At 71.4% G+C, this 23906-nt stretch carries 21 protein-coding genes, 1 tRNA gene and 1 riboswitch; of the genes, 3 read left to right on the top strand and 19 right to left on the bottom strand.

The window, feature by feature from the left end:
- Positions 1–567 precede the first annotated feature (567 nt).
- Positions 568–641: transfer RNA gene (locus ADK55_RS10215), tRNA-Pro, on the bottom strand.
- Positions 642–855: 214 nt separating this feature from the next.
- Here ADK55_RS10215 and ADK55_RS10220 point away from each other — a divergent pair.
- Both ADK55_RS10220 and ADK55_RS10225 read left to right on the top strand, forming a co-directional pair.
- Entirely contained in the window at positions 856–1557 is a 702-nt protein-coding gene (locus tag ADK55_RS10220; protein ID WP_053677216.1) for a thiamine pyrophosphate-dependent enzyme, read from the top strand.
- Positions 1558–1614: 57 nt separating this feature from the next.
- On the top strand, positions 1615–2520 hold the full coding sequence (locus tag ADK55_RS10225) for a transketolase family protein (RefSeq protein ID WP_053677218.1): 906 nt from the start codon (positions 1615–1617) through the stop codon (positions 2518–2520).
- Between the two features lie 10 nt (positions 2521–2530).
- Here ADK55_RS10225 and ADK55_RS10230 read toward each other — a convergent pair whose 3' ends face one another.
- The 7 genes from ADK55_RS10230 to ADK55_RS10260 form a co-directional block, all read right to left on the bottom strand.
- The gene (locus tag ADK55_RS10230) at positions 2531–3082 is read right to left on the bottom strand and encodes a GAF domain-containing protein (RefSeq protein WP_053677219.1); all 552 of its coding nucleotides are present in this window, start codon (positions 3080–3082) and stop codon (positions 2531–2533) included.
- A gap of 112 nt (positions 3083–3194) precedes the next feature.
- The gene (locus tag ADK55_RS10235; RefSeq protein ID WP_420713613.1) at positions 3195–3629 is read right to left on the bottom strand and encodes a DUF742 domain-containing protein; all 435 of its coding nucleotides are present in this window, start codon (positions 3627–3629) and stop codon (positions 3195–3197) included.
- Entirely contained in the window at positions 3626–4060 is a 435-nt protein-coding gene (locus ADK55_RS10240; RefSeq protein WP_053677308.1) for a roadblock/LC7 domain-containing protein, read from the bottom strand. The genes ADK55_RS10235 and ADK55_RS10240 overlap by 4 nt, the downstream gene beginning before the upstream one ends.
- 59 nt (positions 4061–4119) lie before the next feature.
- On the bottom strand, positions 4120–5886 hold the full coding sequence (locus ADK55_RS10245) for a sensor histidine kinase (protein WP_063839495.1): 1767 nt from the start codon (positions 5884–5886) through the stop codon (positions 4120–4122).
- Positions 5887–6159: 273 nt separating this feature from the next.
- Positions 6160–7374, bottom strand: a complete 1215-nt coding sequence (locus ADK55_RS10250; protein WP_053677221.1) for an MBL fold metallo-hydrolase — start codon at positions 7372–7374, stop codon at positions 6160–6162.
- Positions 7375–7560: 186 nt separating this feature from the next.
- Complete coding sequence (locus ADK55_RS10255; RefSeq protein WP_053677224.1) at positions 7561–8346, bottom strand: SGNH/GDSL hydrolase family protein; 786 nt, start codon at positions 8344–8346, stop codon at positions 7561–7563.
- A gap of 162 nt (positions 8347–8508) precedes the next feature.
- On the bottom strand, positions 8509–9558 hold the full coding sequence (locus ADK55_RS10260; RefSeq protein WP_053677226.1) for a M23 family metallopeptidase: 1050 nt from the start codon (positions 9556–9558) through the stop codon (positions 8509–8511).
- 4 nt (positions 9559–9562) lie between these two features.
- Positions 9563–9749: riboswitch (cyclic di-AMP (ydaO/yuaA leader) on the bottom strand.
- A 311-nt stretch (positions 9750–10060) separates the two neighbouring features.
- On the opposite strand from ADK55_RS10260, the gene ADK55_RS10265 reads away from it, so the two are divergent.
- Positions 10061–10876, top strand: coding sequence for a tyrosine-protein phosphatase (locus tag ADK55_RS10265; RefSeq protein ID WP_053677228.1), 816 nt, complete (start codon positions 10061–10063; stop codon positions 10874–10876).
- A gap of 39 nt (positions 10877–10915) precedes the next feature.
- Here the strand turns inward: ADK55_RS10265 and ADK55_RS10270 are convergent, their stop codons facing one another.
- The 11 genes from ADK55_RS10270 to ADK55_RS10320 all read right to left on the bottom strand — a co-directional run bounded on the left by ADK55_RS10270 (position 10916) and on the right by ADK55_RS10320 (position 23901).
- Positions 10916–12331, bottom strand: coding sequence for an aspartate aminotransferase family protein (locus ADK55_RS10270; RefSeq protein WP_053677230.1), 1416 nt, complete (start codon positions 12329–12331; stop codon positions 10916–10918).
- On the bottom strand, positions 12328–13359 hold the full coding sequence (hpnH, locus tag ADK55_RS10275; protein WP_053677232.1) for an adenosyl-hopene transferase HpnH: 1032 nt from the start codon (positions 13357–13359) through the stop codon (positions 12328–12330). The genes ADK55_RS10270 and hpnH overlap by 4 nt, the downstream gene beginning before the upstream one ends.
- Positions 13360–13364: 5 nt before the next feature.
- A complete protein-coding gene (locus ADK55_RS10280) occupies positions 13365–14033 on the bottom strand; it encodes a 1-hydroxy-2-methyl-2-butenyl 4-diphosphate reductase (RefSeq protein WP_053677235.1) in 669 nt (222 codons plus the stop codon).
- Positions 14030–16177, bottom strand: a complete 2148-nt coding sequence (shc, locus tag ADK55_RS10285; protein ID WP_078998738.1) for a squalene--hopene cyclase — start codon at positions 16175–16177, stop codon at positions 14030–14032. Before shc ends, ADK55_RS10280 begins: the two co-directional genes overlap by 4 nt.
- A gap of 133 nt (positions 16178–16310) precedes the next feature.
- Positions 16311–17405: a polyprenyl synthetase family protein gene (locus ADK55_RS10290; protein ID WP_371591480.1), complete on the bottom strand. Its 1095-nt coding sequence runs from the start codon at positions 17403–17405 to the stop codon at positions 16311–16313.
- Between the two features lie 65 nt (positions 17406–17470).
- Positions 17471–18844 carry a hydroxysqualene dehydroxylase HpnE gene (gene hpnE, locus ADK55_RS10295; protein WP_053677238.1) on the bottom strand — a complete coding sequence of 458 codons (1374 nt, stop codon included), beginning with the start codon at positions 18842–18844 and terminating at the stop codon, positions 17471–17473.
- A gap of 124 nt (positions 18845–18968) precedes the next feature.
- The gene (gene hpnD / locus ADK55_RS10300; RefSeq protein ID WP_371591479.1) at positions 18969–19928 is read right to left on the bottom strand and encodes a presqualene diphosphate synthase HpnD; all 960 of its coding nucleotides are present in this window, start codon (positions 19926–19928) and stop codon (positions 18969–18971) included.
- On the bottom strand, positions 19925–20854 hold the full coding sequence (hpnC, locus tag ADK55_RS10305; protein ID WP_053677313.1) for a squalene synthase HpnC: 930 nt from the start codon (positions 20852–20854) through the stop codon (positions 19925–19927). The genes hpnD and hpnC overlap by 4 nt, the downstream gene beginning before the upstream one ends.
- A gap of 371 nt (positions 20855–21225) precedes the next feature.
- Positions 21226–22008: an ABC transporter ATP-binding protein gene (locus ADK55_RS10310; protein WP_053677240.1), complete on the bottom strand. Its 783-nt coding sequence runs from the start codon at positions 22006–22008 to the stop codon at positions 21226–21228.
- Entirely contained in the window at positions 22001–22930 is a 930-nt protein-coding gene (locus ADK55_RS10315) for an ABC transporter permease (RefSeq protein ID WP_053677242.1), read from the bottom strand. Before ADK55_RS10315 ends, ADK55_RS10310 begins: the two co-directional genes overlap by 8 nt.
- 98 nt (positions 22931–23028) lie before the next feature.
- A complete protein-coding gene (locus ADK55_RS10320) occupies positions 23029–23901 on the bottom strand; it encodes a glycosyltransferase family 2 protein (RefSeq protein WP_053677244.1) in 873 nt (290 codons plus the stop codon).
- Positions 23902–23906 lie beyond the last annotated feature (5 nt).

A 23906-nucleotide genomic window follows, 5' to 3' on the forward strand; every position in this document is an offset into this window, starting at 1 on the left:
GCATCGTGATGGATTTGCCCATGGGGTCACAACCCCGGGTATGACCAAGCATTCGCCGGTAGCCATTCGACGCTTGGCGCCCTTACGGCGACTCCAGGAGGAAGAAATGGGACTCAGGGACCTGCTCCTCGGCAAGAGGCCTCCTCCGCCAGAAGTCGACAGTGCACCGGTGAAGCGAAGTCCTTTTGAAACCATACCCAAGGCCCAACGAAAAGCAGGCCGATCACTCAAGGAGTTCTTTGGCGTGCTCCATGGGACGAGTTCGGGTCGCGTCAAAATATGCCCGACATGCAATCGCTCCATGGATCCAGAAGAAACCCATTGCCCTATGGGACACTACGTCGGCTAGTGCGCCGAAGCGGGAAGACCTATCCTCCCCTCCCCCGAACGCAAATGCATGTAACGCGCCCATGCATTCGCCCGCTTGAATGCGAGTCCGGACGAAGTCGAGGAGCCCTCGCCGCCCTGCGCCGTCGAAATGTGACGCCACCCCCAGGGAACGACAAGAGCCCTGCCTCACCGAAGTGAGGCAGGGCTCTGATCTACGACCACGAGGCGAACCTCTAGTCGGGACGACAGGATTTGAACCTGCGACCCCTTGACCCCCAGTCAAGTGCGCTACCAAGCTGCGCCACGTCCCGATGCCCGCTGACCTGGGGGTTTCCCCTGGTTGAACTGGCACGAGAACAATACCGCACTTCGGAGGGTGGTCGCGCGCACCTTTCCCGGACCCGATCCACGGACCGACCCCCGGGCCCGACCCCCGGACGCCGCACGGACGCCCGACAGCCGGCAGGACGGTTGCCGTGACGACCGCTTGACCTCAAGTCGACTTGAGGTTGCACGGTTGGACGCATGACACAGGCAACCGCGGACACCGGGCTCCGCCACGAAGACCTGGGCCGGCTCATCGCCCTCATGACCGGGGCAGAGAAGCACGGACCCGCCGCCACGTCCACGCTCGACGTGTTGTGGGTGCTCTACGACCGGGTGTTGCGGGTGGGGCCCGCATCCGCCCGGGATCCCGAGCGGGACCGGTTCCTGCTCTCCAAGGGACACGGACCCATGGCCTACTACGCGGTGCTCGCCGCCAAGGGGTTCTTCCCCGTCGAGTGGCTGAGCGGGTTCGGCTCGTACGACTCTCCACTCGGCCACCACCCGGACCGCACCCTGATTCCGGGCGTGGAGATCGGCAGCGGTTCGCTCGGGCACGGCCTGCCCCTGGCGGTCGGCAGCGCGCTCGGGCTGCGGGCGCAGGGCTTGGACGAACAGGCGGTCTGGGTGCTGATCGGGGACGCCGAGCTCGATGAGGGCAGCAACCACGAGGCGCTCGCCCACGCGGGTTCGGCCGGCCTGGACCGGCTGCACACGGTGGTGATCGACAACGACTCCGCGACCCACGGATGGCCGGGCGGGATCGCCTCTCGCTTCGAGGCGGCGGGTTGGTCGGCGGTCACCGTCGACGGACGGGACCACGAGGCCCTGCACGCGGCCTTCACCCTGCCGCATCCGGGTCGACCGCATGCCGTCGTCGCACGCGTCGAGAAGAAGTTCTGACCAGACATCCGGATCGGACGTCCTGTGAGAAGCAGAAACCAAGGGGCAGGGAAGAACATGGACACCATGCGGGAACGGTTCATCGCGGTCACGTCACGGCTGCTCGACGAGGATCCCCGGCTGGCCCTCGTACTCGCCGAGATCACCATGGACGGATTCCGTCCGGCCCGGGTACGTCACCCGGACCGGGTCGTCAACGTGGGGATCCGTGAGCAGTTGCTCGTGGGCGTCGGTGGAGGTTTGGCCCTCACCGGGATGCGCCCGATCATGCACACTTTCGCGAGTTTCCTCGTGGAGCGGCCGTTCGAGCAGGTCAAGTTGGACTTCGGGCATCAGGGCACCGGTGGTGTGCTGGTCAGCGCGAGTGCGAGCTACGACTGGCCCGCCGGCGGCTTCACCCACATGTCACCGGGCGATGTCGCCCTGATGGACACGCTCGAAGGCTGGACGATCCACGTGCCCGGCCATCCCGACGAGGCCGAGGCACTCCTGCGCCACGCCTACGCCGCCGGCGACGACCGGGTGTACGTCCGGCTCTCCGCACAGGAGAACAGCCGGTCGCGCCCCTTCTCCGGCCTGGGCTTCCAGACGGTGCGCCAGGGCAGCGGCGGCGTGGTGCTCGCCGTCGGACCGCTGTTGGACAACGTGTTGGCCGCGACGCGGGACATGGACGTCACGGTCCTCTACGCGACGACCGTGCGGCCCTTCGACGACGCGGCGCTGCGCGCGGCCGTCGGCTCCGGGCCGGCCGACGTCGTGCTCGTCGAGCCGTACCTGGCCGGCACGTCCACGGCCGCCGCCAACGACGCCCTCGCCGATCTCCCCCACCGCGTCCTGGGCCTCGGCGTCTCGCGGGCCGAACTCCGCCGCTACGGCACCATCGACGAACACACCTCGGCGCACGGGCTGGATCCCGCCGGACTGCGGAAGCGGATCGCGGCCTTCCTCGACCCCCGCGCCTGAGGCCGGGAGCCTAGGGGGTGCCTTGTCGGTCCTCGCGCGTGTGCACCAGCTCGATCAGTTCCGCCGCGAGGCCCTTCAGCGTCGCCAGTCCCTCCAGTCCCCAGCCTCTCGGCACCAGGTCCACGGCGCACACCGTCCCCAGGACGAACCCCCGACGGTCCGTCAACGGGGCTCCCAGGTAGGACCGTACGCCGCTGCCGTCCACGACGGCGTTCCCGGCGAAGCGTGCGAAGTCCCGTACGTCCTCCAGGGCCAGCGCCCGCCGCCGGACGACCACGTGCGGGCAGTACCCGTGGTCCCGGGGCAGGGAGCGCGCCGGATAGCCGCGCCGCGGGGCGTCGGGCCTGCGGTGCAGTCCGGCGAAGAACTGCCGCTCCTCCCCCATGAAGTTGACGCCCGCGTAGGGCGTCTCCAGTGTCTCGGCGACGCGTTGCGCGAAGGCGTCCAGTTCCCGGTCCGCCCTTTCCCCCAGGCCCAGTTCACGCAGGCGCGGGGTGCGCGCGGGCGCCTCCCGGTCCACGGGGGTGAGGAGCGGCCGGCCGGTCGATGCGTACAGGGTCATGCGGTTCCCCCGGATCCGAGAGCGTGATGGGTCGGGCGGCGCGGGTGGCGCTGCCCGACCCGGCCCCGGCCGTGACCGCCTGACGGCGGAGCGGGCGGGGCCGGGTCGGTCGTCACAGGCAGCGGTGCAGTCCTTCGAGGACCGCCCGCAGCAGGGTCTGGTCGTCGGCGATCAGTGCGGCGCCGTCCAGGTGCCGCGGCGCCTGCGCCGTGACGGCCCCGTGTTCGAGCAGGTCGCCGAGCAGTACCTTCACCACCGCCGTCGGGAGCCGCAGGTGTCCCGCCATCTCGGCGACCGTGACCGCCGCCACGCCCGCGCACAGGCGCAGGACGAGGGTGTGTTCTGGTCCGAGCGGCGCACGCGGGCGTACGCCGGTCGCCGTCACCAGCGAGAGCAGATCGAGTGCGACGGCCGGTCGGGTCCGCCCGCCGCTCGCGGTGTACGGGCGCGTCACCCGGCCCGCCGTGTCGTCGAGCCACGGGGTGTCCCGTCCCGCGCCGATGGTGCGCGTCCCCCCGATCAGCGTCCCCCCGATGCGGGTCCTCATCGCTCCGCGTCGGCGGCGACGGGCCGCCTCGGCGTCGCCGACAGGTACGGACGGACGCTCTTGACCATCATCGCCATCTCGTAGCCGAGGACCCCGGCGTCGGCCTCCCCGTCCGCGAGCACCGCCAGACAGGTTCCGGAGCCGGCTGCCGACACGAAGACGAGGGCCGTGTCCAGTTCGACCACCACCTGCCGGACCTCCGCGCCGCCCGCGAACCGGGCACCTGCCCCGCGCCCGAGGGAGTAGATCCCGCAGGCCAGCGCCGCCATGTGGTCGGCGTCGTCGGCGTCCAGTCCGTACGCGCAGGTGACGAGTCCGTCCGCGGTGAGCAGGACGGCGCCGCGGGTGTACGGCACCCGCTGGACCAGCCCGCTGAGCAGCCAGTCGAGATCGGAGAGCCTGACTGTCTTCGTCGCCACTTCGCCGCCCATGGGGGTGTGCTCCTTGCCGAGGTGTGGGGTGGGGGTGGTGCGAGGGGTGGGGATCGCGGTCATGCGGGCCCCTCCGATCGGGCGAGACCGAAGCCCCGCTGGAAGGCCGCCATCAACCCGGGGTCGTGAACGGGCGGTTCGGCATCGGGCGCACGACCGGGGCCGGCGGCCTCGCCGGGCTCGGGGACGGGATGGGGGCGGGCGTGGCGTCGGGGCAGTGGCGGCGGATCCGTGTCCGCGCCGATCCCGGTGGCGGGGACGACCGTGCCGAGGAACACCCCGGCGGCCTCGGCCGCGTACTCGGGCGGCACCGCCCCCGTCGACACGACCCCGGTCGGCACGAACTCCGCCCGCGTCGGTTCAGGATCGCCCGCTGGGACGGGAGGAGCCGAGTACCCCGGCAGGGACGGGTCCCACGTCGACACGGCCGGACGCGGGCCGACGGACTCGGACCGGTGGCCCTCGGACGCGTACCTCTCGGCCCCCTGGCCCTCGGACGCGAGGCTCTCGGACGGGTACGGCTGGGCGGACACCCGTACGGGCGCCGGCGGCAACATCGGGTCCATGTCGCCGGATCCCCATGAGCCGGCCCGGGAGCCGCCCCCCAGCACGTCGGCGGCGCTCGGGGCCTGCGCGCCCAACAGCTCCTGCGGCAACACGAGCACGGCGAGCACCCCGCCGTAGATGTTGGACTTGAGCTCGACGGCGATCCCGTGCCGCCGGGCCAGCGCCGCGACCACGAACAGGCCGATCCGACCGTCCGCCAGCAGGTGCCGGACGTTGACCTGGTCGGGATCGCCCAGCAAGGCGTTCATCCGGTGCTGTTCCTCGACCGGCATGCCCAGTCCCCGGTCCTCCACCTCGACCGCGACCCCGGCGGTCACGCGCTCGGCGCGCACCGTCACGTCGGTGTCGGGGGCGGAGAAGACGGTGGCGTTCTCGACGAGTTCGGCCAGCAGGTGCACCACGTCCGCGACGGCGTGCCCCCGGACGGTGCCGCCCGCCGGGGGCACCACCTTCACCCGCGTGTACTGCTCGACCTCCGCGACGGAGGAGCGCAGCACCTCGCCCAGATCGATGGGGCGGGTCCACTGGCGCCGGGAGGGGGCGCCGCCGAGCACGGCGAGGTTCTCGGCGTGGCGGCGGATCCGGGTGGCGAGGTGATCGACGTGGAAGAGCTCCTTGAGCAGGTCGGGGTCCTCGACGGTGTCCTCCAGGTCGTCGAGGAGGGCGATCTCGCGGTGCACCAGGGACTGGAGGCGGCGCGCGAGGTTGACGAAGACCTCGACCTTGCGGTCGCTGTCGGACGGGGTGACCGGGCCGGCCAGCCGGACGAGGGTCGTGTGCGCCTGTTCCCGGGCGCCCCGGAGCTCCTGGGAGAGCAGCCAGAACTCGTCCACCCCCGCCGGGTCGGTGTGCGGCGGCGGCCCGCTCGGTCCGCCGCGTACCGGGCGGGCCGCGGCCTCGCCCCGTTCCAGCCGTTCGGCGGCCGTCCGCAGTTCCTGCCGGCCGCGCACGCTGGAGCGGCGCAGGGCCTCGCATCGGTCGCGGACGGCTTTCGCCGCGCGTTGCCCGCCCAGCAGGGCCGCGGCGAGGGCACCGACCACGAGCAGGGCGCAGCCGCCGAGGACCGGCCACAGACGAACGTCCCGGTCGCCGGCGCCTCCGCCGAGCTGGAGCGTGAAGATCACCGCGGCCGCGCCGCTGAGTCCCGCGGCGAGGGTGGGCAGGACGGTGGCGCGGAGCATCTGGGGGCGTATCTGCCGGCCGGGACCGGTGGCGGCGTGTCTCGACGGGGAGTGGCGGGCGGCGCGAAGTCCGGACATCGGCGTCCTCGGTACGTGGGGCCCGGGCCCCCGGATGTGCCGAGGCCCGGCGTTGATCACCGGATACCCACGCTAGACCGCACTCTCCCGCCCGGGACCGTCAGTCGGGGAACTTGGCGGGGGTGCTTCCCGCTTGCGACGGAGCGCTCGTACGACAGCCCGAATCCGCCGGGAGCGCATACGCCCGGGCAGGACGGGGCGTACGCCGTCCGAGCGCGCGCCCGCGCTCCCGGCGAGGACCGGGGCCGCCCCGGGCCCCGGGTGGCGAAAGAGCTACGACCCGACGGCCTCCGACTCCTCCCGGCCGGTGACGGCCGGGGCCGACGCGGTTCGCGCGGGGGCCGCCGGCGCGGCCGTCGTCGCGGGGGCGGGGGCGGGTTCGGCGGCGACGAAGGGCCGCCACCACGGTTCGACCGGCGCGTCGGAGGCGCCCGGTTCGAACGGCTGGCCCGGTACCGGCAGGGCGATGGCGGAGCCGGTCTCCCGGGAGGCGGTCACCGTGCCCTCGCCGGGTTCGTCCCAGGGGTGCAGGGCCAGGTTGAACGTGCCCCAGTGGATGGGCAGCATCGTGCCGTGCGGGATGCCGCCCTGGAGGTCCAGGTGGGCCTGCATGCCCTCCTGCGGCGTCATGTGGATCTCGCTCCAGTACTCGGAGTACGCGCCGATCTGGATCATCGTGGCGTCGAAGGGACCGTGCGTCGCGCCGATCTCCTTGAAGCCGGGGAAGTAGCCGGTGTCACCGCTGTGGTAGATCCGGTGCCGCTCCCCCGCGACGACCCAGGAGGCCCACAGGGTGAACTGCTGGTTGCGCAGCCCCCGACCGCAGAAGTGCCGGGCCGGGGTGGCCGTCAGCGAGAGCCCGGCGACCTCGGTGGTCTCGTTCCAGTCGAGCTCGCGGATCCGGTCGGCGGGGACTCCCCAGCGCTCCAGGTGGGCTCCGACGCCCAGCGGGACGGCGAAGACGATGTCCCGACCGGCCAGGGCCTTGATCGTCGGAAGGTCGAGGTGGTCGTAGTGGTCGTGCGAGATCACGACCACGTCCACCTCGCCCAGGGAGGCCAGCGGTACGGGCACGGGGTGCAGCCGCTTGGGTCCGGCGAAGGGGAAGGGGGAGCACCGCTCGCCCCACACCGGATCGAAGAGCACCCTGCGGCCGTCGATCTCGGCGAGCACGCTGGAGTGCCCCATCCAGGTCAGGCGCAACCCGCTGAGCGGCGGCTTCGCCAGTTCGGCGAGGGTCGTCGGATAGACCGGGACGGCGCCGGAGGGGCTTCGCCTGATCCGCTGTTCCTTGTGGAAGTAGATCTTGGCGAACTCCGCCATCGAGCCGGAGGGCCTGGTCCGGGCGCCGACCGGGTTCTGGAAGACGCCGTCGGCGAAGTTCGGCGAGCGGCGGATCCGCTCCAGGCGCGCGCCTGACGGATCCGCGCCGAAGGCTTCGGGCCGCAGGGCGCGCAGCCGGGGACGCAGGGGACGGGAGCCGGTCAAGGCGCCTCCAGGGTGGATCGGGGCGGGACGGTCGTACGTCTACGACCATCCCAACGCGCACCGACCCCGAAGGATTCCGCTCGGCACCGACCGGCTCCCCGGGCCCGCCCTCCCGCGACCCGGCCGGCGGATCCCCCTCGGTCCTACAGGCTCGGTTCCCACGGGCCTGGTCCTCCAGCCCTGGTCCTACAGGGGCAGCAGGTCGGGGCGCTTGGCCTCGACGTGGTCCCCGGAGGACTCCCCGCGCAGCCTTCGGCCGATCCAGGGGACCAGGTGCTCGCGCGCCCACTGGATGTTGTCCCGCGTCACGTCCACCGATCCGCGCGGTCGCTCCGGCGGCCACGGCTGGTCCGGGTCGGTCGGCACGTCCAGGCCGAGCACCTGCGCGGCGCGCAGCGCGACGCGGGTGTGGCCCTCGGGCGAGAGGTGCAGTCGGTCGCCGTCCCAGGCCCGTCGGTCCTGTACGGACTTCAGGGACCACAGGTCGAGGACCGGGCAGTCGTACTTGTCCGCCACGGCCCGCACGTGTGCGTTGTACGTGGCGATCTTGCCCCGCATGTACCGCAGGACCGGTACGCCCCGGGTGTCGAATCCGGTCGTGATCATGACCTGCCCGACGGAGCCCACGAGGTCGGCCACGGCCGCCTCGAATCGCTCAGCCGTGGCGTCCGGGTCGCTGCCCGGCCGGATGATGTCGTTGCCGCCCGCACAGAAGGTGACCAGGTCCGGCGCGAGGGCTTTGGCCCTGGGTACCTGGTCGGCCACGATCTGGTCGAGGAGCTTTCCGCGCACGGCCAGGTTGGCGTACCGGAAATCGTGTTCTTCGCGCCGATCGGCCAGGAGTACGGCCAGCCGGTCGGCCCAGCCGAGATGTGAATCCCCGGGTCCCGGGTCCCCCACGCCCTCGGTGAAGCTGTCCCCGATCGCCGCGTACGAGCCGATGGTCTTGAGTGTCGTCTTCGTCGCTGCCACAGCTCGACATCCTTCACCCCCGCGGCCGACCTACGCCAACGTAATGAGGGGTTGACGGACCGTGATCTATCCCACCATGCATACGCGGAATAAGAATCGCGTGAGGCCGGGACCCCCTCGGGTCCCGGCCTCACGCGTGTCCGTGCTCCTGCGGGTCGTGCGTCAGATGCTGACGCCCTTCGAGCGGAGGTAGGCCAGCGGGTCGACGTCCGAGCCGTAGGACGGACCGGTGCGGATCTCGAAGTGGAGGTGCGGGCCGGAGGAGTTGCCGGTGGAGCCGGAGAGCCCGATCCGCTGTCCGGGCGTGACGCTCTGGCCGGTCGAGACGGACAGCGAGGACATGTGGCCGTACTGCGAGTACTTGCCGTCCGCGTGCCGGATCACGACCTCGTTGCCGTACGCGCCGCCCCATCCGGCGGAGACGACGGTGCCCGCGCCGACGGCCTTGACGGTGGTGCCGGAGCTCGCGATGAAGTCCACGCCGGTGTGGTAACCGGAGGACCACATGGCGCCGGAGGCGCGGTACTGGGTGGAGATCCCGCCGCCGACCGGGGCGACGAAGCCGGTGCCCGTACCGGCGTTCGCGGAGGTGTCGCCGGAGGTGTCACCGCCCTGACCGCCGGAGGCCGCGGGCCGCTTGGCGGGGGTCTTGGTCGCGGAGCCGTCGTCGGAGCCGGCCTGAGCGGCGCCGGAGGACCGGTCGGGCGACTTCGGAGCGGGGGCGGCGGCGGCCTTGCCGGAGCGCGACTGCGACTGCGACGGGCGGGCCGGGGCGGGGGCCGACTCGGCGGCGGGTGCGGCCGCGCCGAGGGTCAGCTTCAGGCCGGGGTGGATCATCGAGGGGTCGGAGCCGACGGCCTGCCGGTTGTCGGCGTACAGCCGCTCCCAGCCACCGGAGATCCGGCGGTCGGCGGCGATCTTCGAGAGGTAGTCGCCCGACACGACGGTGTAGACGGTCGGGGAGGCCTTCGCGGCGACGGGAGCGGCCTGGGGGGCCTGGAAGGACTCCGGGGACTGCGGGGCCGACACGGGCGCCGCGTCCGGGGCCGACACGGGCGCGGCGGCGGGGGCCGCCGCGGGCGCGCCGGCCGCGTGGGCACCGGCGGCTCCGATCAGCGGCAGGGCGAGAGCCGCACCACCGGTTCCCGCGACGGCGAACCCGCGGGACAGGGAACTGGTCTTCGGACGGCGGTGCTTACCCTTTGCGGGCATGGCGAATTCCTCTCCGACGCCTGCGAGGTGAGCTGTCGGGTTCGGACTGGAGATGTCCGGCCGCGCATCGGCGTCGGTGACGACGGCCGAAGCGCTGCTTCACCCCTAGCCGTCCCGGAGACGAGGCCCGGAACGGCGGCTTACCTGGTTCCCCCGCTCCTGCCGCGCGCGTGAATAGTCGGGTGGGGTTCCCGGGCGGCGGCAGGATTAGGCGGTCCACCCGGATCGATCGCGAAGGTAATCGAGTCCTGCCGTACACAACAAGCCATGAATTTCCTGACGGAATCCCAGACATGGGGGGACGACGAAATTCCCGTCACCCTCTGTCCATTCCGAGCCATCAACAACCCTCGCCACATGGCAATTCGAGTTTCGTGATCAGGCACGCACGGTCACCGTATGATCTGGCTCACGGAGCCTGGCGCGATCTCGCCGCCGCTTATGGCAAGTTGTTCCCAAGTAGTGTAATTCGGACACCTCACGACGACGCGGAGGAACCCCCTTGACCCGGCAGATACCCCGAACCCCGTCCGCGACGCCCGAACTGTCCGGAGTGCGCAACTTCCGTGACGTGGGCGGGCTGACGACCACCGACGGACGGAGGGTCAGGTCAGGACGACTCTTCCGAAGCGGACATCTCGCACATGCCACCGAAACCGATGCACAGTTCCTCGTATCGCTCGGACTGCACACGGTCTTCGACTTCCGCAACGACGCCGATCACGCGCTGGAAGGGCAGGACGTGGAGCTGCCCGGAGTCCGGAACGTGAACATCCCCCTCTCGGACCCCGCCGACGGTCGGGAGTTCTGGACGATGGTCCGCGACGGCGACCTCGACCAGCTGAATGCCGTACTGGGTGACGGAAAGGCCGTCGCCCGGATGGAGAACTCCTACCGCGGCATCATCCGGAACCGGACCGTCGAACACGGTCGGGTCGTCCGCTCCCTCGCCGAGGAGAGCCTCCCCGCCCTGATGCACTGCGCGGCGGGCAAGGACCGGGCCGGCCTGTCGATCGCCGTCACCCTGCTCGCGCTCGGGGTGGAACGCGAGGTGATCGTGGCGGACTACCTGGAGTCGAACGCCCCGCACAACCGCTACCGGGTCCGCCGCGGCAGCGACGCGCCCGAGGCCCGTTCGCCCGAGGTCATGGCCCTGCTCGCCCCGCTCTTCGACGCCCGCGCCGAGTACCTGGGCGCCGCGTTCGAGGTCGTCGACGAGACCTGGGGCGGGGTGGACGGCTATCTGACGGAGGGTCTCGGGCTGACGCCCGAGACCCTCGACCGGCTGCGTGACCGGCTCCTGGAAGAGCCGGTCTGATTCCGTCGACGGCGGACACCGCCGGGTGGAAGCGGGCCGTCAGCGGTTGCCGACGGCCTGCTTCACCAGTGTCCGGCCGAACTCCCACATCAGCCCGCCCCCGCCGTGCGCCTCGTCCATGACCTCACGGAAGGCGCCGACGAACCGGTCGACGTCCCGCTCGTCCACGATCAGCGGCGGAATGAGCTTGATGACCTCCAGATGATCCCCGGAGACCTGGGTGAGGATCCGGTGTTTCTGGAGCAGCGGCACCACGACCATCTGCGCGAAGAGCCCCTTGCGGGCCGCCTGGAGCATCGTCCAACGGCTGCGCAGCCCCAGCGAGGACGGTCGCCCGAACTCGATGCCGATCATCAGGCCGCGACCGCGCACCTCGTGCAGCAGCTCGTACTCGTCCACCAGCGCGGCGAGCCGCCCGCGCAGCAGGTCGCCCGTCGTTCGCGCGCGGGCCACCAGTGCCTCGTCGTCCATGACGGAGAGCACCGCCAGTCCGGCCGCCATCGCCTGTGCGTTGGATCCGAAGCTGGCGGAGTGCACCAGGACCCGGTCCATCGAGGAGTAGACCTTCTTGAAGATCCAGTCCTTGCCGAGGGTGGCGCCGACGGGCACGTACCCCCCGGACAGGGCCTTGGCGACGCACACCAGGTCCGGTTCCACGCCGGGTTCGTGCTGATAGGCGTAGAAGTCACCGGTACGTCCGAGGCCGGTCTGCACCTCGTCCGCGATCAGCAGCGCCTTGTGCCGGTGCAGCAGTTCCTGTGCGGCGAGCAGGAACCCGGGCGGGGCGGCCAGCACGCCCTTGCCCTGGATCGGTTCGACGACGAGGGCGGCCACGTCGCCCCGCCGCAGTTCGCGCTCCAGCGCGGCGAGGTCTCCCAGCGCGATCCTCGTGTCGGGCAGCAGCGGGGCGAACCCGTCCCGGAAGCCGTCCTCCCCGTTGACCGAGAGCGAGCCGGTGGTGAGGCCGTGGAAGGCGTGGTCGCAGTAGAGGACCCTGGGCCGCCCGGTGGCGTACCGGGCGAACTTCAGGGCCGTCTCCACCGCCTCGGTGCCGCTGTTGCCGAAGAAGACCCGGTCCAGGTGCGGACTGTACGACAGCAGCTTCTCCGCGAGCAGTCCGGGCAGCGGCTGGCAGTCGAAGCGGGTGAGGTCGGCGAGCTGCGCGTCCAGCACGTCGTGCAGGGCGCGCCGGACCACGGGGTGGTGGCGGCCCAGCCCCATCACCCCGAACCCGGCGAGCATGTCCAGGTAGTCGTTGCCCTCGGCGTCGAAGAAGTGGGCTCCCTCGGCCCGCTCGTAGACCTTGTCGAAGCCGATGGTGCGCAGCATCCGGGGCAACTGGTGGTTGAGGTAACGGCTGTGCAGCTCGTACCGCTCTCCACCGCGTTCGGCCAGCAGGGCGCCGAGGTCGAAGCCCGTGCCCCGGCCGCCCTCCCCCACGTGGCCGGCGCTCATGCCGACGTGCCCCGGCTGCCGCCGATGGTCTCCCGGGCCGCGCGCAGGGATTCCTTGAGGGAGCCCATGGTGGCGAGGACGGCGGTGGGTTCGTAGCCGCAGTGCGCCATGCAGTTCGCGCAGCGCGGGTCCTTGCCCCGGCCGTACTTGCTCCAGTCGGTGTCCTCGATCAGCTCCCGGTACGTGGGGACGTATCCGTCGCTCATCAGATAGCAGGGGCGCTGCCAACCGAAGAGGGAGTAATTCGGAATGGCCCACGCGGTGCAGGGGAAATCGGCCTTGCCTTCCAGGAAGTCCAGGAAGAGCGGTGAGTGGTTGAGCCGCCAGCGGCGCCGGTTTCCGCCCGCGAAGGCCTTCTTGAAGAGTTCGCGGGTCTGTTCCACTCCGAGGAAGTGTTCCTGGTCGGGCGCCTTTTCGTACGCGTAGGCGGGCGAGATCATCATCTCGTCCACCTCCAGGTCGTCATTGAGGTAGTTCAGCACCTCGATGATGGTCTGGGGGGTGTCGGTGTTGAAGAAGGTGGAGTTCGTGGTGACCCGGAATCCGCGCTTCTTCGCCTCCTTGATGGCCGCCACGGCCTCGTCGAAGACGCCTTCCTTGGCCACCGACTCGTCGTGTCGCTCGCGCAGGCCGTCGATGTGCACGGCGAAGGCGAAATAGGGGGACGGGGTGAACTTCTCGATCTTCTTGCGGAGGAGCACCGCGTTGGTGCAGAGGAAGACGTACTTCCGCTTGGCCACCAATTGACGGACGATCTCGTCGATCTGCGGATGCATCAAGGGCTCGCCACCGGCGATGGAGACCATGGGCGCCCCGGACTCCAGGACGGCGCCGACCGCCTGGGCGACCGGCATGCGCTGCTTGAGGACGCCCGCCGGGTGCTGGATCTTCCCGCACCCCTCGCAGGCCAGGTTGCAGGCGTAGAGCGGCTCCAGTTCGACGATCAAAGGGAACTTCTCGACCTTGCGGAGCTTCTGTTCGAGAAGATAGGTCCCGACCCTGATGGACTGTCGCAACGGCATGGCCATCTGGCTCACCTCCTGGGGAGCAGCAAAGAACGGTGCCAGTCATGAAACGCGGGCAGTACGGCACGCAACACGCGGAAAGCCGATATTCCTCCGCGTACCGTGCCGATACGGACGAGCTCGTGCTCCGGAGCGTCCACGATCACCCGGACGGCCGCAACCGGGCGGTTCGCGCCGGGTTCGGCGGTGGGGCCGCGGGCTGCGGTCCACAGGGTGGCCGCCGATTCCATGTCGACCGCGACGGCGCCGGTGGCGCGCAGGTGCGCGCGCTCCTGGCCGCGGACCACGTGGTCGGATCCGGTCAACGCGCCGAGGTGCACGGTCCGGCCGGGAACGGCCCGGGCCAGTGCCTCGGCGAGCAGGGCGGTGCCGTCGCAGGCGACGGTGCCGCGGGAGTCCCGGGTCTCCTCGGCGACGACCAGGTCGCCCGGGTTCATGCCGGGTACCAGCCCGGCGCAGAAGCCGGTGGCGAGCACGGCGGCCCGCTCCATCCCCGGGCCGGCGAGCGCCCGGCCGACGGCGGCGTCGGCGGCGCGCGGGCCCATGCCGGTCCGCAGGACGGTGTACGGGGCGGGCGAGCCGCGTTCGCCGCCGCCGCGCAGGGCCAGGCGTTCGATGCGCAGGGCGCAGGCGACCAGCAGCGCGGGATCGGCCCGGGGCGACCGGGCCGCGGTCATCGGGCCTCCCGCGCGAGGGCCCCGGTCGGTCCGCCCGACCGGCCGTCGGGGCCGAAGGGTTCGCCGTACAGGTAGCGTCCGAGGGCGGTGAGCGGGAAGACCTGCCGGTACAGGTGGTAGTTGATGGAGAAGTCCCAGGGAAAGCCGGTGCCGGTGAAGTACGGCTCGTCCCAGGAGCCGTCCTCCTCCTGGGTGCGGACCAGGTAGGCGATGCCCCGCTCCACGGCCGCGCCGTCGCGCTCGCCGGCCGACAGCAGCGCCATGAGCGCCCAGGCGGTCTGCGAGGGAGTGGAGGCGCCCTTCCCGGCCCATGACGGGTCGTGGTAGGACCGCTGGTCCTCGCCCCAGCCCCCGTCCTCGTTCTGTACGGTCTCCAGCCAGCCCGCCGCCCGCCTGATCGCGGGGTGCGAGAGGGGCATCCCGGCGGCCGTCAGGGCGGGGACCACCGATCCGGTGCCGTACACGTAGTTGGTGCCCCAGCGGCCGAACCAGCCTCCCTCCGGCTCCTGTTCGGCCAGCAGCCAGGCGATGCCGCGACGGGTCCGCGGCTCGGCGGACTTCCCCTCGACGGCGAGCATCTCCACGACGTGGGCCGTGACGTCGGCCGACGGGGGGTCGGTCACCTCGCCGAAGTCGCAGAAGGGCAACTTGTTCGGGTACGGGCTGGTGTTGTCGGCGTCGAAGGCGCCCCAGGCCCCGTTGCGGGACTGCATGCCGAGCGTCCAGGCCACCCCCCGGGCGATGGCGGCCTCGACGCGCGCGGGCTCGGGGTGGCGGATCCGGCGCAGGGCCAGGACCACCTCGGCCGTGTCGTCGATGTCGGGGTAGTTGTCGTTGTGGAACTCGAACGCCCAGCCACCGGGGGCGAGTCCGGGGCGTCGGACCGACCAGTCACCGGTCCGGGTGATCTCCTCGCCGAGCATCCAGTCGGCCGCCTTGACGAGGGCCGGATGGTCGGGTGCGACGCCCGCGTCGGCCAGCGCGATGGCGGCGAGACAGGTGTCCCAGACAGGTGACTGGCAGGCCTCGATCATCCTGGCGCCGTCCTCGCGCCACACGGCGAACCGGTCGAGGGACTCCAGCCCCGCCCGCATCACCGGGTGCCGTAGGTCGTGGCCGAGCAGGTGCAGGGCGATCACGGAGTACACGGCGGGGGGCTGGATGCCGCCCCAACAGCCGTCGCTCTCCTGACGGTCGACGATCCACCGGCCGGCGGCGGCCATCGCCGCCTCGCGCAACCGGCGCGGTGCGAAACGCCGGTAGACGTGCAGGGCCTTGTCCATCCGCTGGAACAGCCCGTCCCAACTCGCCAACGCGGCGAGCTTCACCGCGGGGAAGGGCGCCCGCGCGTCGGCGTGCAGTTCGTCCAACGCGAACGGCGCCGGGCGCACCGGCCGCAGTGCGGATACCACGGTGAGCGGAACGATGGTCTGGCGGGCCCAGCAGCCGAAGTCGTAGATGTTCAGCGGCATCCAGGACGGGAGGAAGACCAGCTCCGGCGGGAGTTCGGGGAGGTGGTCCCAGCTCCACCAACCGAAGAGCGCCAGCCAGATCCGGGTGAAGACCCGGGCGGCCGCGATGCCTCCGTGGCCCCGGATCCAGGCGGAGGCGCGGGCCATGTGCGGGGCGTCCGGGTCGTCCCCCGCGAGGCGCAGGGCCACGTACGCCTCGATGGTGGCGGAGAGGTCGGACGGGCCCCCGTGGAAGGTGGCCCAGGTGCCGTCGCTCTCCTGTTCGCCGCGGATGAAGAGTGCCGCGGCCCGGGTGGTGGCCTCGTCCCGGATGCCGAGGAACTGCCGCAGCAGCAGGTCCTCCGCGTCCATGGTGACGTTGGTCTCCAGGTCGCCCTTCCACCAGCCGGCCGGATCCTGGCGGCCCAGCAGGTGGTGGACGGCGCGCGCCACGGCTTCCCGTGCGTCCTCGGCCCCACCCGGCTTCGGGGACCCGGTCGTTGGCGCGGATCCGGTCGTTGGCGCGGATCCGGTCGGCGTCGGGCCGGGGTGTGTCCCGGGGCCCGGCCGTTCCCGGACCCCGGCCGGTGCAGGGCCAGGCGGCCCCGTGGTGGCGGCCGCGATGTGTGTCGCGGTGCCGTGGTCCGCTTCGGTGCCGCGGGAACCCGCACCACCGTCGGTCGTCGCTGTCATGGCTTCCCCTTACGTTGCAGTGTCCTCTGCTGTGCTGGGGTCTGCCGTCGGCCGGTGCGCGCCCGGGCGTGATGCCCGTCGGTTGGCGGCGCCGGCCGGCGACTCGCGATTCATATCCACGTACGGGTGGCGATCACCTCTTGCGCACGACGACGAAGTCGGCGAGGGCGACGAGCTGTTCGCGTACCCGCTGCGGCATGTCGACGTCATCGAGCGCGCGGATGGCGATCGTGTGCTGGCGGCGCGCCTCCTCGGCGGTCCACTCACGGCCGCCGGCCGCGTCGATCAGGGCGGCGCGCGCCGCGAACTCCTCCTCCGAGAAGTTCTCGAAGTCGTTGCTCTTGGCGTCGGCGGCGAGCAACTCGCCGAGTTCCTCGGCCGCCGGGCCACCTGCCGCGAGGGCGGCGACCACCGGCAGGGACTTCTTGCGCTGACGCAGGTCGCTCCACGTCTGCTTGCCGGTGGTCTCCGGGTCTCCCCAGATGCCGAGCAGGTCGTCGACGGCCTGGAAGGCGAGGCCGAGGTGGTAGCCGTACTCCTCCAGCTTGTCGGCGGTGCGGTCGTCCGCGCCGCCGAGCACCGCGCCGATCGAGACCGCGCAGGCGAGCAGGGCGCCGGTCTTGTTGCCCTCCATCTCCAGGCACTCCTCGACGCTGACGCGCTCGCGGTGCTCGTACGAGATGTCCTGGGCCTGGCCGTCGATGAGCTTGCGGCTGGCGGTGGTCAACCGGCGGGTGGCGCGTCCGGCCTCGACGGTGCCCAGTTCCAGCAGGACCTCGTTGGCGAGGGCGAAGAGGGCATCGCCGACCAGGATCGCGAGGGCCGGGCCGTGCACCTTCCACACGGTGTCGCGGTGGCGGCGCTGCTCGTCGCCGTCCATCAGGTCGTCGTGCAGCAGCGAGAAGTTGTGGACGAGTTCGACGGCCACGGCTCCCGGGACGCCGACCTCGGGCGCGGCGCCCGCGGCCTCCGCGGAGAGCAGGGCGAGGGCGGGGCGGATCGCCTTGCCCCCGTCGCCGTCCGCCGGGTTGCCGTGGGCGTCGATCCAGCCGAAGTGGTAGGCGGCGACGGTGTCCATGGGCGATGCGAGCCGTTCCACGGCGGCGCGGAGCACGGGCGTGGACAGTGCGCGGCCACGCTCCAGCAGGGCGACGGTGTCCGCCTTCTCCCCACCGGCCGTGCCCACACTGGCATCCGCGTTCTCGACAGCCGGATTCCCCGGGTTCACTGGCTCTCCTCTGGTTCCTGTACGTGTACGTGCTGCGCGCGCTGCGGCGGTGGTGTCGATGCTCGTCATACCGCCTCCCGCAGCGGGTGTTCACGCCGGCGGTCGAGACCGGCGAGCGCGGCGTGTGCCGCGGCCAGTCCGCTTCGGACGGCGCTCTCCATGGTCGCGGGCCAACCGGTGGCGGTCCACGCACCGGCGAGAAAGAGTCCCGGCGTGTCGGTCCGGGCACCGGGTCGCAGCCGGCCGACTCCGGGGGTGGGGGCGAAGGTCGCGGTCCGCTCCCGGGTGACGAAGAAGTCCCGTACCTTCGCGCCGCGTGCGGCGGGCAGCAGTCGCTCCAACTCGGGCAGGTACTTGGCCCGCAGGACCGAGACGGGTTCGTCGATGTCGTCCTGGGCCACCGACTGGGACAGGGCGAGGTACTGGCCGCCGTCGGTGAGCCCGGAGGCGTCGGTGCGGTCGAAGACCCATTGGACCGGGGTGCCGAGCGCGGCGAAGAAGGGCTGCCTGAGGACCTTGCGGTCGTAGACGACGTGGACGTTGAGGATGGGGGCCGTGGCGATGTCGAGGAGCTTGTCGGGGTCGGCGAGGGCCCCGGGCGGCAACAACGCGTGCGCCTCGCGTTGGGGGACGGCCAGGACCACGGTGTCCGCGTCGAGCGATTCGCTCTCGGTGTCGACCCGCCAACTGCCGGACTCCAGCCGCGACAGGCAGGTGACGCGGGTCCGCAGCTCGGTGCGCACGCCGGCCGCGTCGAGCGCCTTGCGGGCGAGGACGTCGTGGAGGTCGCCGAGCGGGACGCGGGCCCAGCCGATGTCGGCGGCGCCGTTCTCAGACAGCAGGCCGGTCTTGAAGACCTTGGCGGCCAGCCCCAACGACGACTGGTCGGCGGTGGCGTTGAGGGTGGCGATGCCGACGAGGTCCCACAACGCCTCGATGGTGCGCGGGGATTGGCCGTGACGGCCGAGCCAGGTCGCGAAGTCCACGCCGTCGAGCGCCGGGTCGGCGGGGTCGAGGCGGCGCAGCGCGAGGGCGGCGCGTCCGACGCTCGCCCGTTCGGCGAGGGTGAGGTGCGGGTAGCGGGCCAGGGAGGAGGCCAGGTGCAGGGGCACGGGCAGGGCGCTGCGGCGCAGCCTGCCCAGGCGCGGCCCCCGGGGGTGCGCGACGTCCAGTACGGGTACGTCGAGCCGGTTCTGGAGGGGGGCGAGGGCGGCGCCGTCGACGCGGTCGAGGAACCACCGGTAGGCGGTGCAGCAACGCAGGTAGACGTGCTGGCCGTTGTCCACGGTCAGCTCGCCGCGCTTGAAGGAGAAGGCGAGTCCGCCGAGTCGGGGGCGGCTCTCCAGGAGGGTCACCCGCATGCCGGCGTCGGCGAGTTCCAGGGCGGTGGTGACACCGGCCAGGCCTCCGCCGACGACCACCGCGTGGTTGGCGGTCATGCGTCCTCCTCGTCGACCTTCGGGGCCCCATTGGTCCGGTCCATTACCTCGTCAGACGCCCCGGCCGGCGGCGGGGTTGCCCCGGTCCGGGCGCGGCCGTCGCGGTCGAGGCCGGCCCGCGCCGTCAAGGCCGCCTCCTGGTGCTCTGCCGGGAGACGGTCCGGGCGTCGAGGCCGGAGAGGCCGCGTACGGCGACGTACGCCTTCTCGTGCGTGGGCAGCGAGACGCGTCCGCGCAGCACGGCGTCGGGCTCGCGCTCGATGCGGTCGAGGAGGCGGCGGTAGATGCCGGCCATGGCGGCGACGCAGGCACCGCTGCGCCGGTCGAGCATGGGCAGCAGTCGGTAGCCCTCGACGAACAGGGCGCGGGCGCGCCGGACTTCGTGGTGGACGAGGCCGGCGAAGTCGGCGCCGGCGGACATCCGCTCGCTGCGGAAGCCCTCGGAGCAGCCGAACTTGGCGAGGTCCTCGGCCGGGAGGTAGGTGCGTCCGTTGCCGGCGTCCTCGCGAACGTCCCTGAGGATGTTGGTGAGTTGCAGGGCGAGGCCGAGGGTGTCGGCGTACTCGCCGGCCCGCTCGGCGTCGTGCGCGCCGGGGGCGGTGCCGAACACGCCGAGCGAGAGGCGTCCGATGGCGCCCGCGACGCAGCGGCAGTAGACCTTGAGGTCGTCCCAGGTCTCGTAGCTCTCGCCGCGCACGTCCATCAGGACGCCGTCGATGAGTTCGTCGAGTCCGCCCAGGGGGATCGGGAAGCGGCGCGCGGCGTGGGCGAGGGCGACGGCGACGGGGTCGGTGTCGTCCTCGTCGATCTCCTCGGCGCGGATCCGGCCCAGGAGGGCGCGGGTCTCCTCCAACCGGACCAGCTTGGCGTCGGGCGCCAGCGTGCCGTCGCCGATGTCGTCGACGCGGCGCGAGAACGCGTACAGCGCGGACATGGCCTGCCGCTTGTCGTTGGGCAGCAGCCTGATGCCGTACGCGAAGTTGCGGGCCTGCGAGCCGGTGACTGCCTCGCAGTAGCCGTAGGCGGCCTGGACCGGCGCGGACGGTGTGGACGCGTGTGTGGGGCCCTCCACGTTGGGGCTCACCCCTTTCTCGGCGCTGTGCGCAGGACGGCGGCCACCTCGCGGAGCAGGCCGCTCCCGGTGGGCTTGGGCGGGCCGGGAAGTACGTCGAAACCGGCGTCGGTGACGGCTCGCAGGGCGGCGCGCCCGCCCCCCACGAACCCCGCGAGCAGCAGTCGGAGCCTGCCGTGGACGCTACCCACGAGGGGGGTGCCTTCATTCAGGAGGTCCCGGGCGCGCACGGTTTCGAATGCGATGAGGGAGCGTACGGACGCTCCTGCGGTGGGGGCCTTGAGGTCGACCTCGGACACGTGGAAGCGGCGCATGTCCTCGGCCGGGAGGTAGATCCGGTCGCGGCCGAGGTCCTCGGCGACGTCCTGGAGGTGCTCGGCGATCTGGAGTGCGGTGCAGACGGCGTCGGAGCGTCGGATCCGCTCGGGGGTCGCCGTCCCGGTGAGGGCGAGCACGAGGCGGCCGACGGGGTTCGCGGACAGCTCGCAGTAGGCGAGCAGGTCCCCGTACGTCTCGTAGCGGGCGACCCGTTGGTCCTGACGGTTGGCCTCGATCAGACCGAGGAAGGGCTCGGGGGTGAGGTCGTGCGCGCGGACCACGGGCCGCAGGGCCCGCAGCAGGGGGTGCCGCGGGGGGCCGTCGGCGCCCGCGAAGACGCGCTTCAGGTCGGCCTCGAAGGCGTCGAGCATGGCGAGCCGGTCGTCCGAGGCCTCCGGGTCGAGGCCGAGCAGGACGGCGTCGTGGCCGCCGGGGGCGAGGTCGCCGTCGCCGATGTCGTCGACGAGTCGGGCGTAGCCGTACACCGCCGTCAGCCCGTCGCGCCAGGCGCGGGGCAGGAAGGCGGGGGCGACGGGGAAGTTCTCCGTCCGGGCCTTGTCGAGCGTGAGGCTCGTGTGGGCGTCGGACGTCGCGGGGACCGGGTGCCGTCGACCACGGATACCGTGCCCGGGGCTCACCGCCCGCCGCCCGGGGCGGGGACGGCCACAGTGTTTGGGGGCCGGAGAATTCCCGTAGCCATTGCCGTCACATCTCCCGTTCTACACTGCCGACCCAAGGCATCCTATTTCGGACACGCCGCCGGACTTTACCCGGGGTACCCCCGGCCATTCGGCTGTGGGGAAACGTCCCCTCTTGATGTGATCGAGAACTGCCCCAGCTTACGCTGTACAACGTCGCGGAGGCCTATCGGGTATTCGCTTCGCGAGCAAATGTCGGAGGGCGGAAATAATCGCCGTCACACCAAGGCCCCCGCCGCACGGAGCGGCAGGGGCCTGCGGTATTACCGGGCATTGACAGGCACCTCGTCCTGTCAGTGACTGGTGGCCTTCTCATATGCCGAGACGACTTCCTCGGTGGGCCCGTCCATCAGCAGCTCACCCTTCTCCAACCACAGCACGCGGTCGCAGGTGTCGCGGATGGACTTGTTGTTGTGACTCACCAGGAACACCGTTCCGGCCGTCTCGCGCAGCTCGCGAATACGGGCTTCCGAGCGGACCTGGAACTTGCGGTCACCGGTCGCCAGCGCCTCGTCGATCATCAGGACGTCGTGGTCCTTGGCCGCGGCGATGGAGAAACGCAGGCGTGCCGCCATGCCCGAGGAGTACGTGCGCATCGGCAGGGAGATGAAGTCGCCCTTCTCGTTGATCCCGGAGAAGTCGACGATGTCGTCGTAGCGCTCCCTGATCTGCTCGCGCGTCATGCCCATCGCCAGACCGCCGAGGACGACGTTGCGTTCGCCGGTCAGGTCGTTCATGAGTGCGGCGTTGACGCCCAGCAGCGAGGGCTGGCCGTCCGTGTAGACCTTGCCGGACTCGCAGGGCAGCAGCCCCGCGATGGCGCGCAGCAGGGTGGACTTGCCGGAACCGTTGGAGCCGATGACCCCGATGGCCTCGCCGCGGTACGCGGTGAAGGAGACGCCGCGTACGGCGTGGACCCGGCGCACGCCCGGGGAGTCGCCCTTGCCCCGGCGGAGTATCTTGCTCAGCGCCGCCGTGGCGCTGCCCCTGCCGGAGCTGCCGGTGTTGACCCGGTAGACGATGTGGACCTCGTCGGCGATGACGGTGGGGACGTGCCCCTTCTTGATCTCAGCCACGGCCGTAACGCTCCTCAGCCTTCCAGAAGTACACGAAGCCGCCGATGCCGGTGAGAACGGCCCAGCCGACCGCGAAGCCCCAGACGTGCGGCGGCAGGTTTTCCGGGCCGTAGCCGTCGATCAGCGCGAAGCGGACGAGGTCCATGTAGATGGCCGCGGGGTTCCACTGGAGGACGTCCGCGATCCAGGCCGGCTTGTCCTTCAGCATCTCGTTGATCGAGAACATGACACCCGAGGCGTACATCCACGTGCGCGTGATGAACGGCATCAGCTGCGCGAGGTCGGGGGTCTTGGACCCCATCCGCGCGAAGACCAGCGCCAGCCCGGTGTTGAAGACGAACTGCAGCGCCAGCGCCGGGATGACCAGCAGCCACGACAACTGCGGGTAGTTGCCGAAGGCCACCGCGACGATGACCACCACGATCATCGAGTACATCAGCTGCTGGAGCTGCTGCATCGAGAAGGAGATGGGGAGCGAGGCGCGCGGGAAGTGCAGGGCGCGGACCAGACCGAGGTTGCCGGGGATCGCGCGGACACCCGCCATCACCGAGTTCTGGGTGAAGGTGAAGACGAAGATGCCCATCACCAGGAAGGGGATGTAAACGCCCTTCTCCATGCCCCGGCCCGCGTTCAGGATCAGGCCGAAAATCAGGTAGTAGACCAGGGCGTTCAGCAGCGGGGTCGCCACCTGCCAGATCTGCCCGAGCTTCGCCTGGCTGTACTGCGCCACCAGCTTGGCCCGGGAGAAGGCCATGATGAAGTGACGTCGGCCCCAGAGCTGCCGCACGTACTCGCCCAGGCCGGGCCGGGCTCCGCTGACGGACAGGCCGTACTTCCTGGCGAGCTCCGCGGGGGCGAGCCCCGCGTCTTCGGACGGCGGCTTGCTCGTGGCGAGGGCGCCGTCGTGGGTTGTGTCACTCACAAGTTGAAACTTTCCGTCTTCAAGATGCGGCAGAAGGGGGGATCGGACCCGGAGTACGGGGCCCTTGATCAGGCCCCATGCTCCCAGACGCGAGCTTGTCAGATGACAGGTGGTCGGCCGAGCCGGGTCAGCCGCCAGACCGTACGCCACTTCATGGGGCGTCTGGAACCACACGGGGTGGTCCAGCCCTCCTTGAACCCGCCGAACCAGGCCTTGAGGGCCGGTCCCGACGGCTTGCGCAGGAGCGTCAGGGCCATCCAGACGCCCAGGTAGAGCGGTACCAGGAGGGCGGGCAGATTCCGGCGGGCCAGCCACACCCGGTTACGAGCCACCATACGGTGGTAGACCGCGTGCCGGGACGGAGCCGTCGTCGGGTGCAGCAGCACCATGTCCGCGCGGTAGTCGATCCGCCACCCGGCGTCGAGTGCCCGCCAGGCCAGGTCGGTCTCCTCGTGGGCGTAGAAGAACTCCCCCGGCAGCGCTCCGACCTGCTCGAACACCCTCGTGCGGACGGCGTTGGCGCCGCCCAGGAAGGTGGTCACGCGGGAGGAACGCATGGGGTCGGAGGCGCGCAGCCGCGGCACGTGGCGCCGCTGGGTCTCGCCGGTGTCCGGATCGGCGATCCGGAAGCTGACGATCCCGAGCGAGGGGTCCTCGGCGAAGGCCTGCCGGCACAGTTCGGCGGTGTCGGTGCGTTCCAGCAGCCCGTCGTCGTCCAGGAAGAGCAGGGCGTCCACGTCGGTGCCACCGGGGCCGAAGGCCTCGATGCCGACGTTGCGGCCGCCGGGGATGCCCAGGTTCTCGGGCAGGTCGACCGTACGGACCCCCTCGGGCAGGCCGGTGACCTTGACGCCCTGGCCGACGACGACGACCTCGACGGGGGCGCCGTCCTGGCGCGCCACCGAGTCGAGGAGCGCCTTGAGCTCGTCGGGACGGTTGCCCATGGTGATGATCACGGCGCCCAGCCGCATCGGCG

Source organism: Streptomyces sp. WM4235 (assembly GCF_001279725.1).
In the GTDB taxonomy this organism is placed as follows: Bacteria; Actinomycetota; Actinomycetes; order Streptomycetales; family Streptomycetaceae; genus Streptomyces.

Coding starts and splice junctions, on each gene's coding strand:
- ADK55_RS10220 (WP_053677216.1), top strand. CDS start 856: ATGACACAGGCAACCGCGGACACCGGGCTCCGCCACGAAGACCTGGGC.
- ADK55_RS10225 (WP_053677218.1), top strand. CDS start 1,615: ATGGACACCATGCGGGAACGGTTCATCGCGGTCACGTCACGGCTGCTC.
- ADK55_RS10230 (WP_053677219.1), bottom strand. CDS start 3,082: ATGACCCTGTACGCATCGACCGGCCGGCCGCTCCTCACCCCCGTGGAC.
- ADK55_RS10235 (WP_420713613.1), bottom strand. CDS start 3,629: ATGAGGACCCGCATCGGGGGGACGCTGATCGGGGGGACGCGCACCATC.
- ADK55_RS10240 (WP_053677308.1), bottom strand. CDS start 4,060: ATGGGCGGCGAAGTGGCGACGAAGACAGTCAGGCTCTCCGATCTCGAC.
- ADK55_RS10245 (WP_063839495.1), bottom strand. CDS start 5,886: ATGTCCGGACTTCGCGCCGCCCGCCACTCCCCGTCGAGACACGCCGCC.
- ADK55_RS10260 (WP_053677226.1), bottom strand. CDS start 9,558: ATGCCCGCAAAGGGTAAGCACCGCCGTCCGAAGACCAGTTCCCTGTCC.
- ADK55_RS10270 (WP_053677230.1), bottom strand. CDS start 12,331: ATGAGCGCCGGCCACGTGGGGGAGGGCGGCCGGGGCACGGGCTTCGAC.
- hpnH (WP_053677232.1), bottom strand. CDS start 13,359: ATGGCCATGCCGTTGCGACAGTCCATCAGGGTCGGGACCTATCTTCTC.
- ADK55_RS10280 (WP_053677235.1), bottom strand. CDS start 14,033: ATGACCGCGGCCCGGTCGCCCCGGGCCGATCCCGCGCTGCTGGTCGCC.
- shc (WP_078998738.1), bottom strand. CDS start 16,177: ATGACAGCGACGACCGACGGTGGTGCGGGTTCCCGCGGCACCGAAGCG.
- hpnE (WP_053677238.1), bottom strand. CDS start 18,844: ATGACCGCCAACCACGCGGTGGTCGTCGGCGGAGGCCTGGCCGGTGTC.
- ADK55_RS10320 (WP_053677244.1), bottom strand. CDS start 23,901: ATGCGGCTGGGCGCCGTGATCATCACCATGGGCAACCGTCCCGACGAG.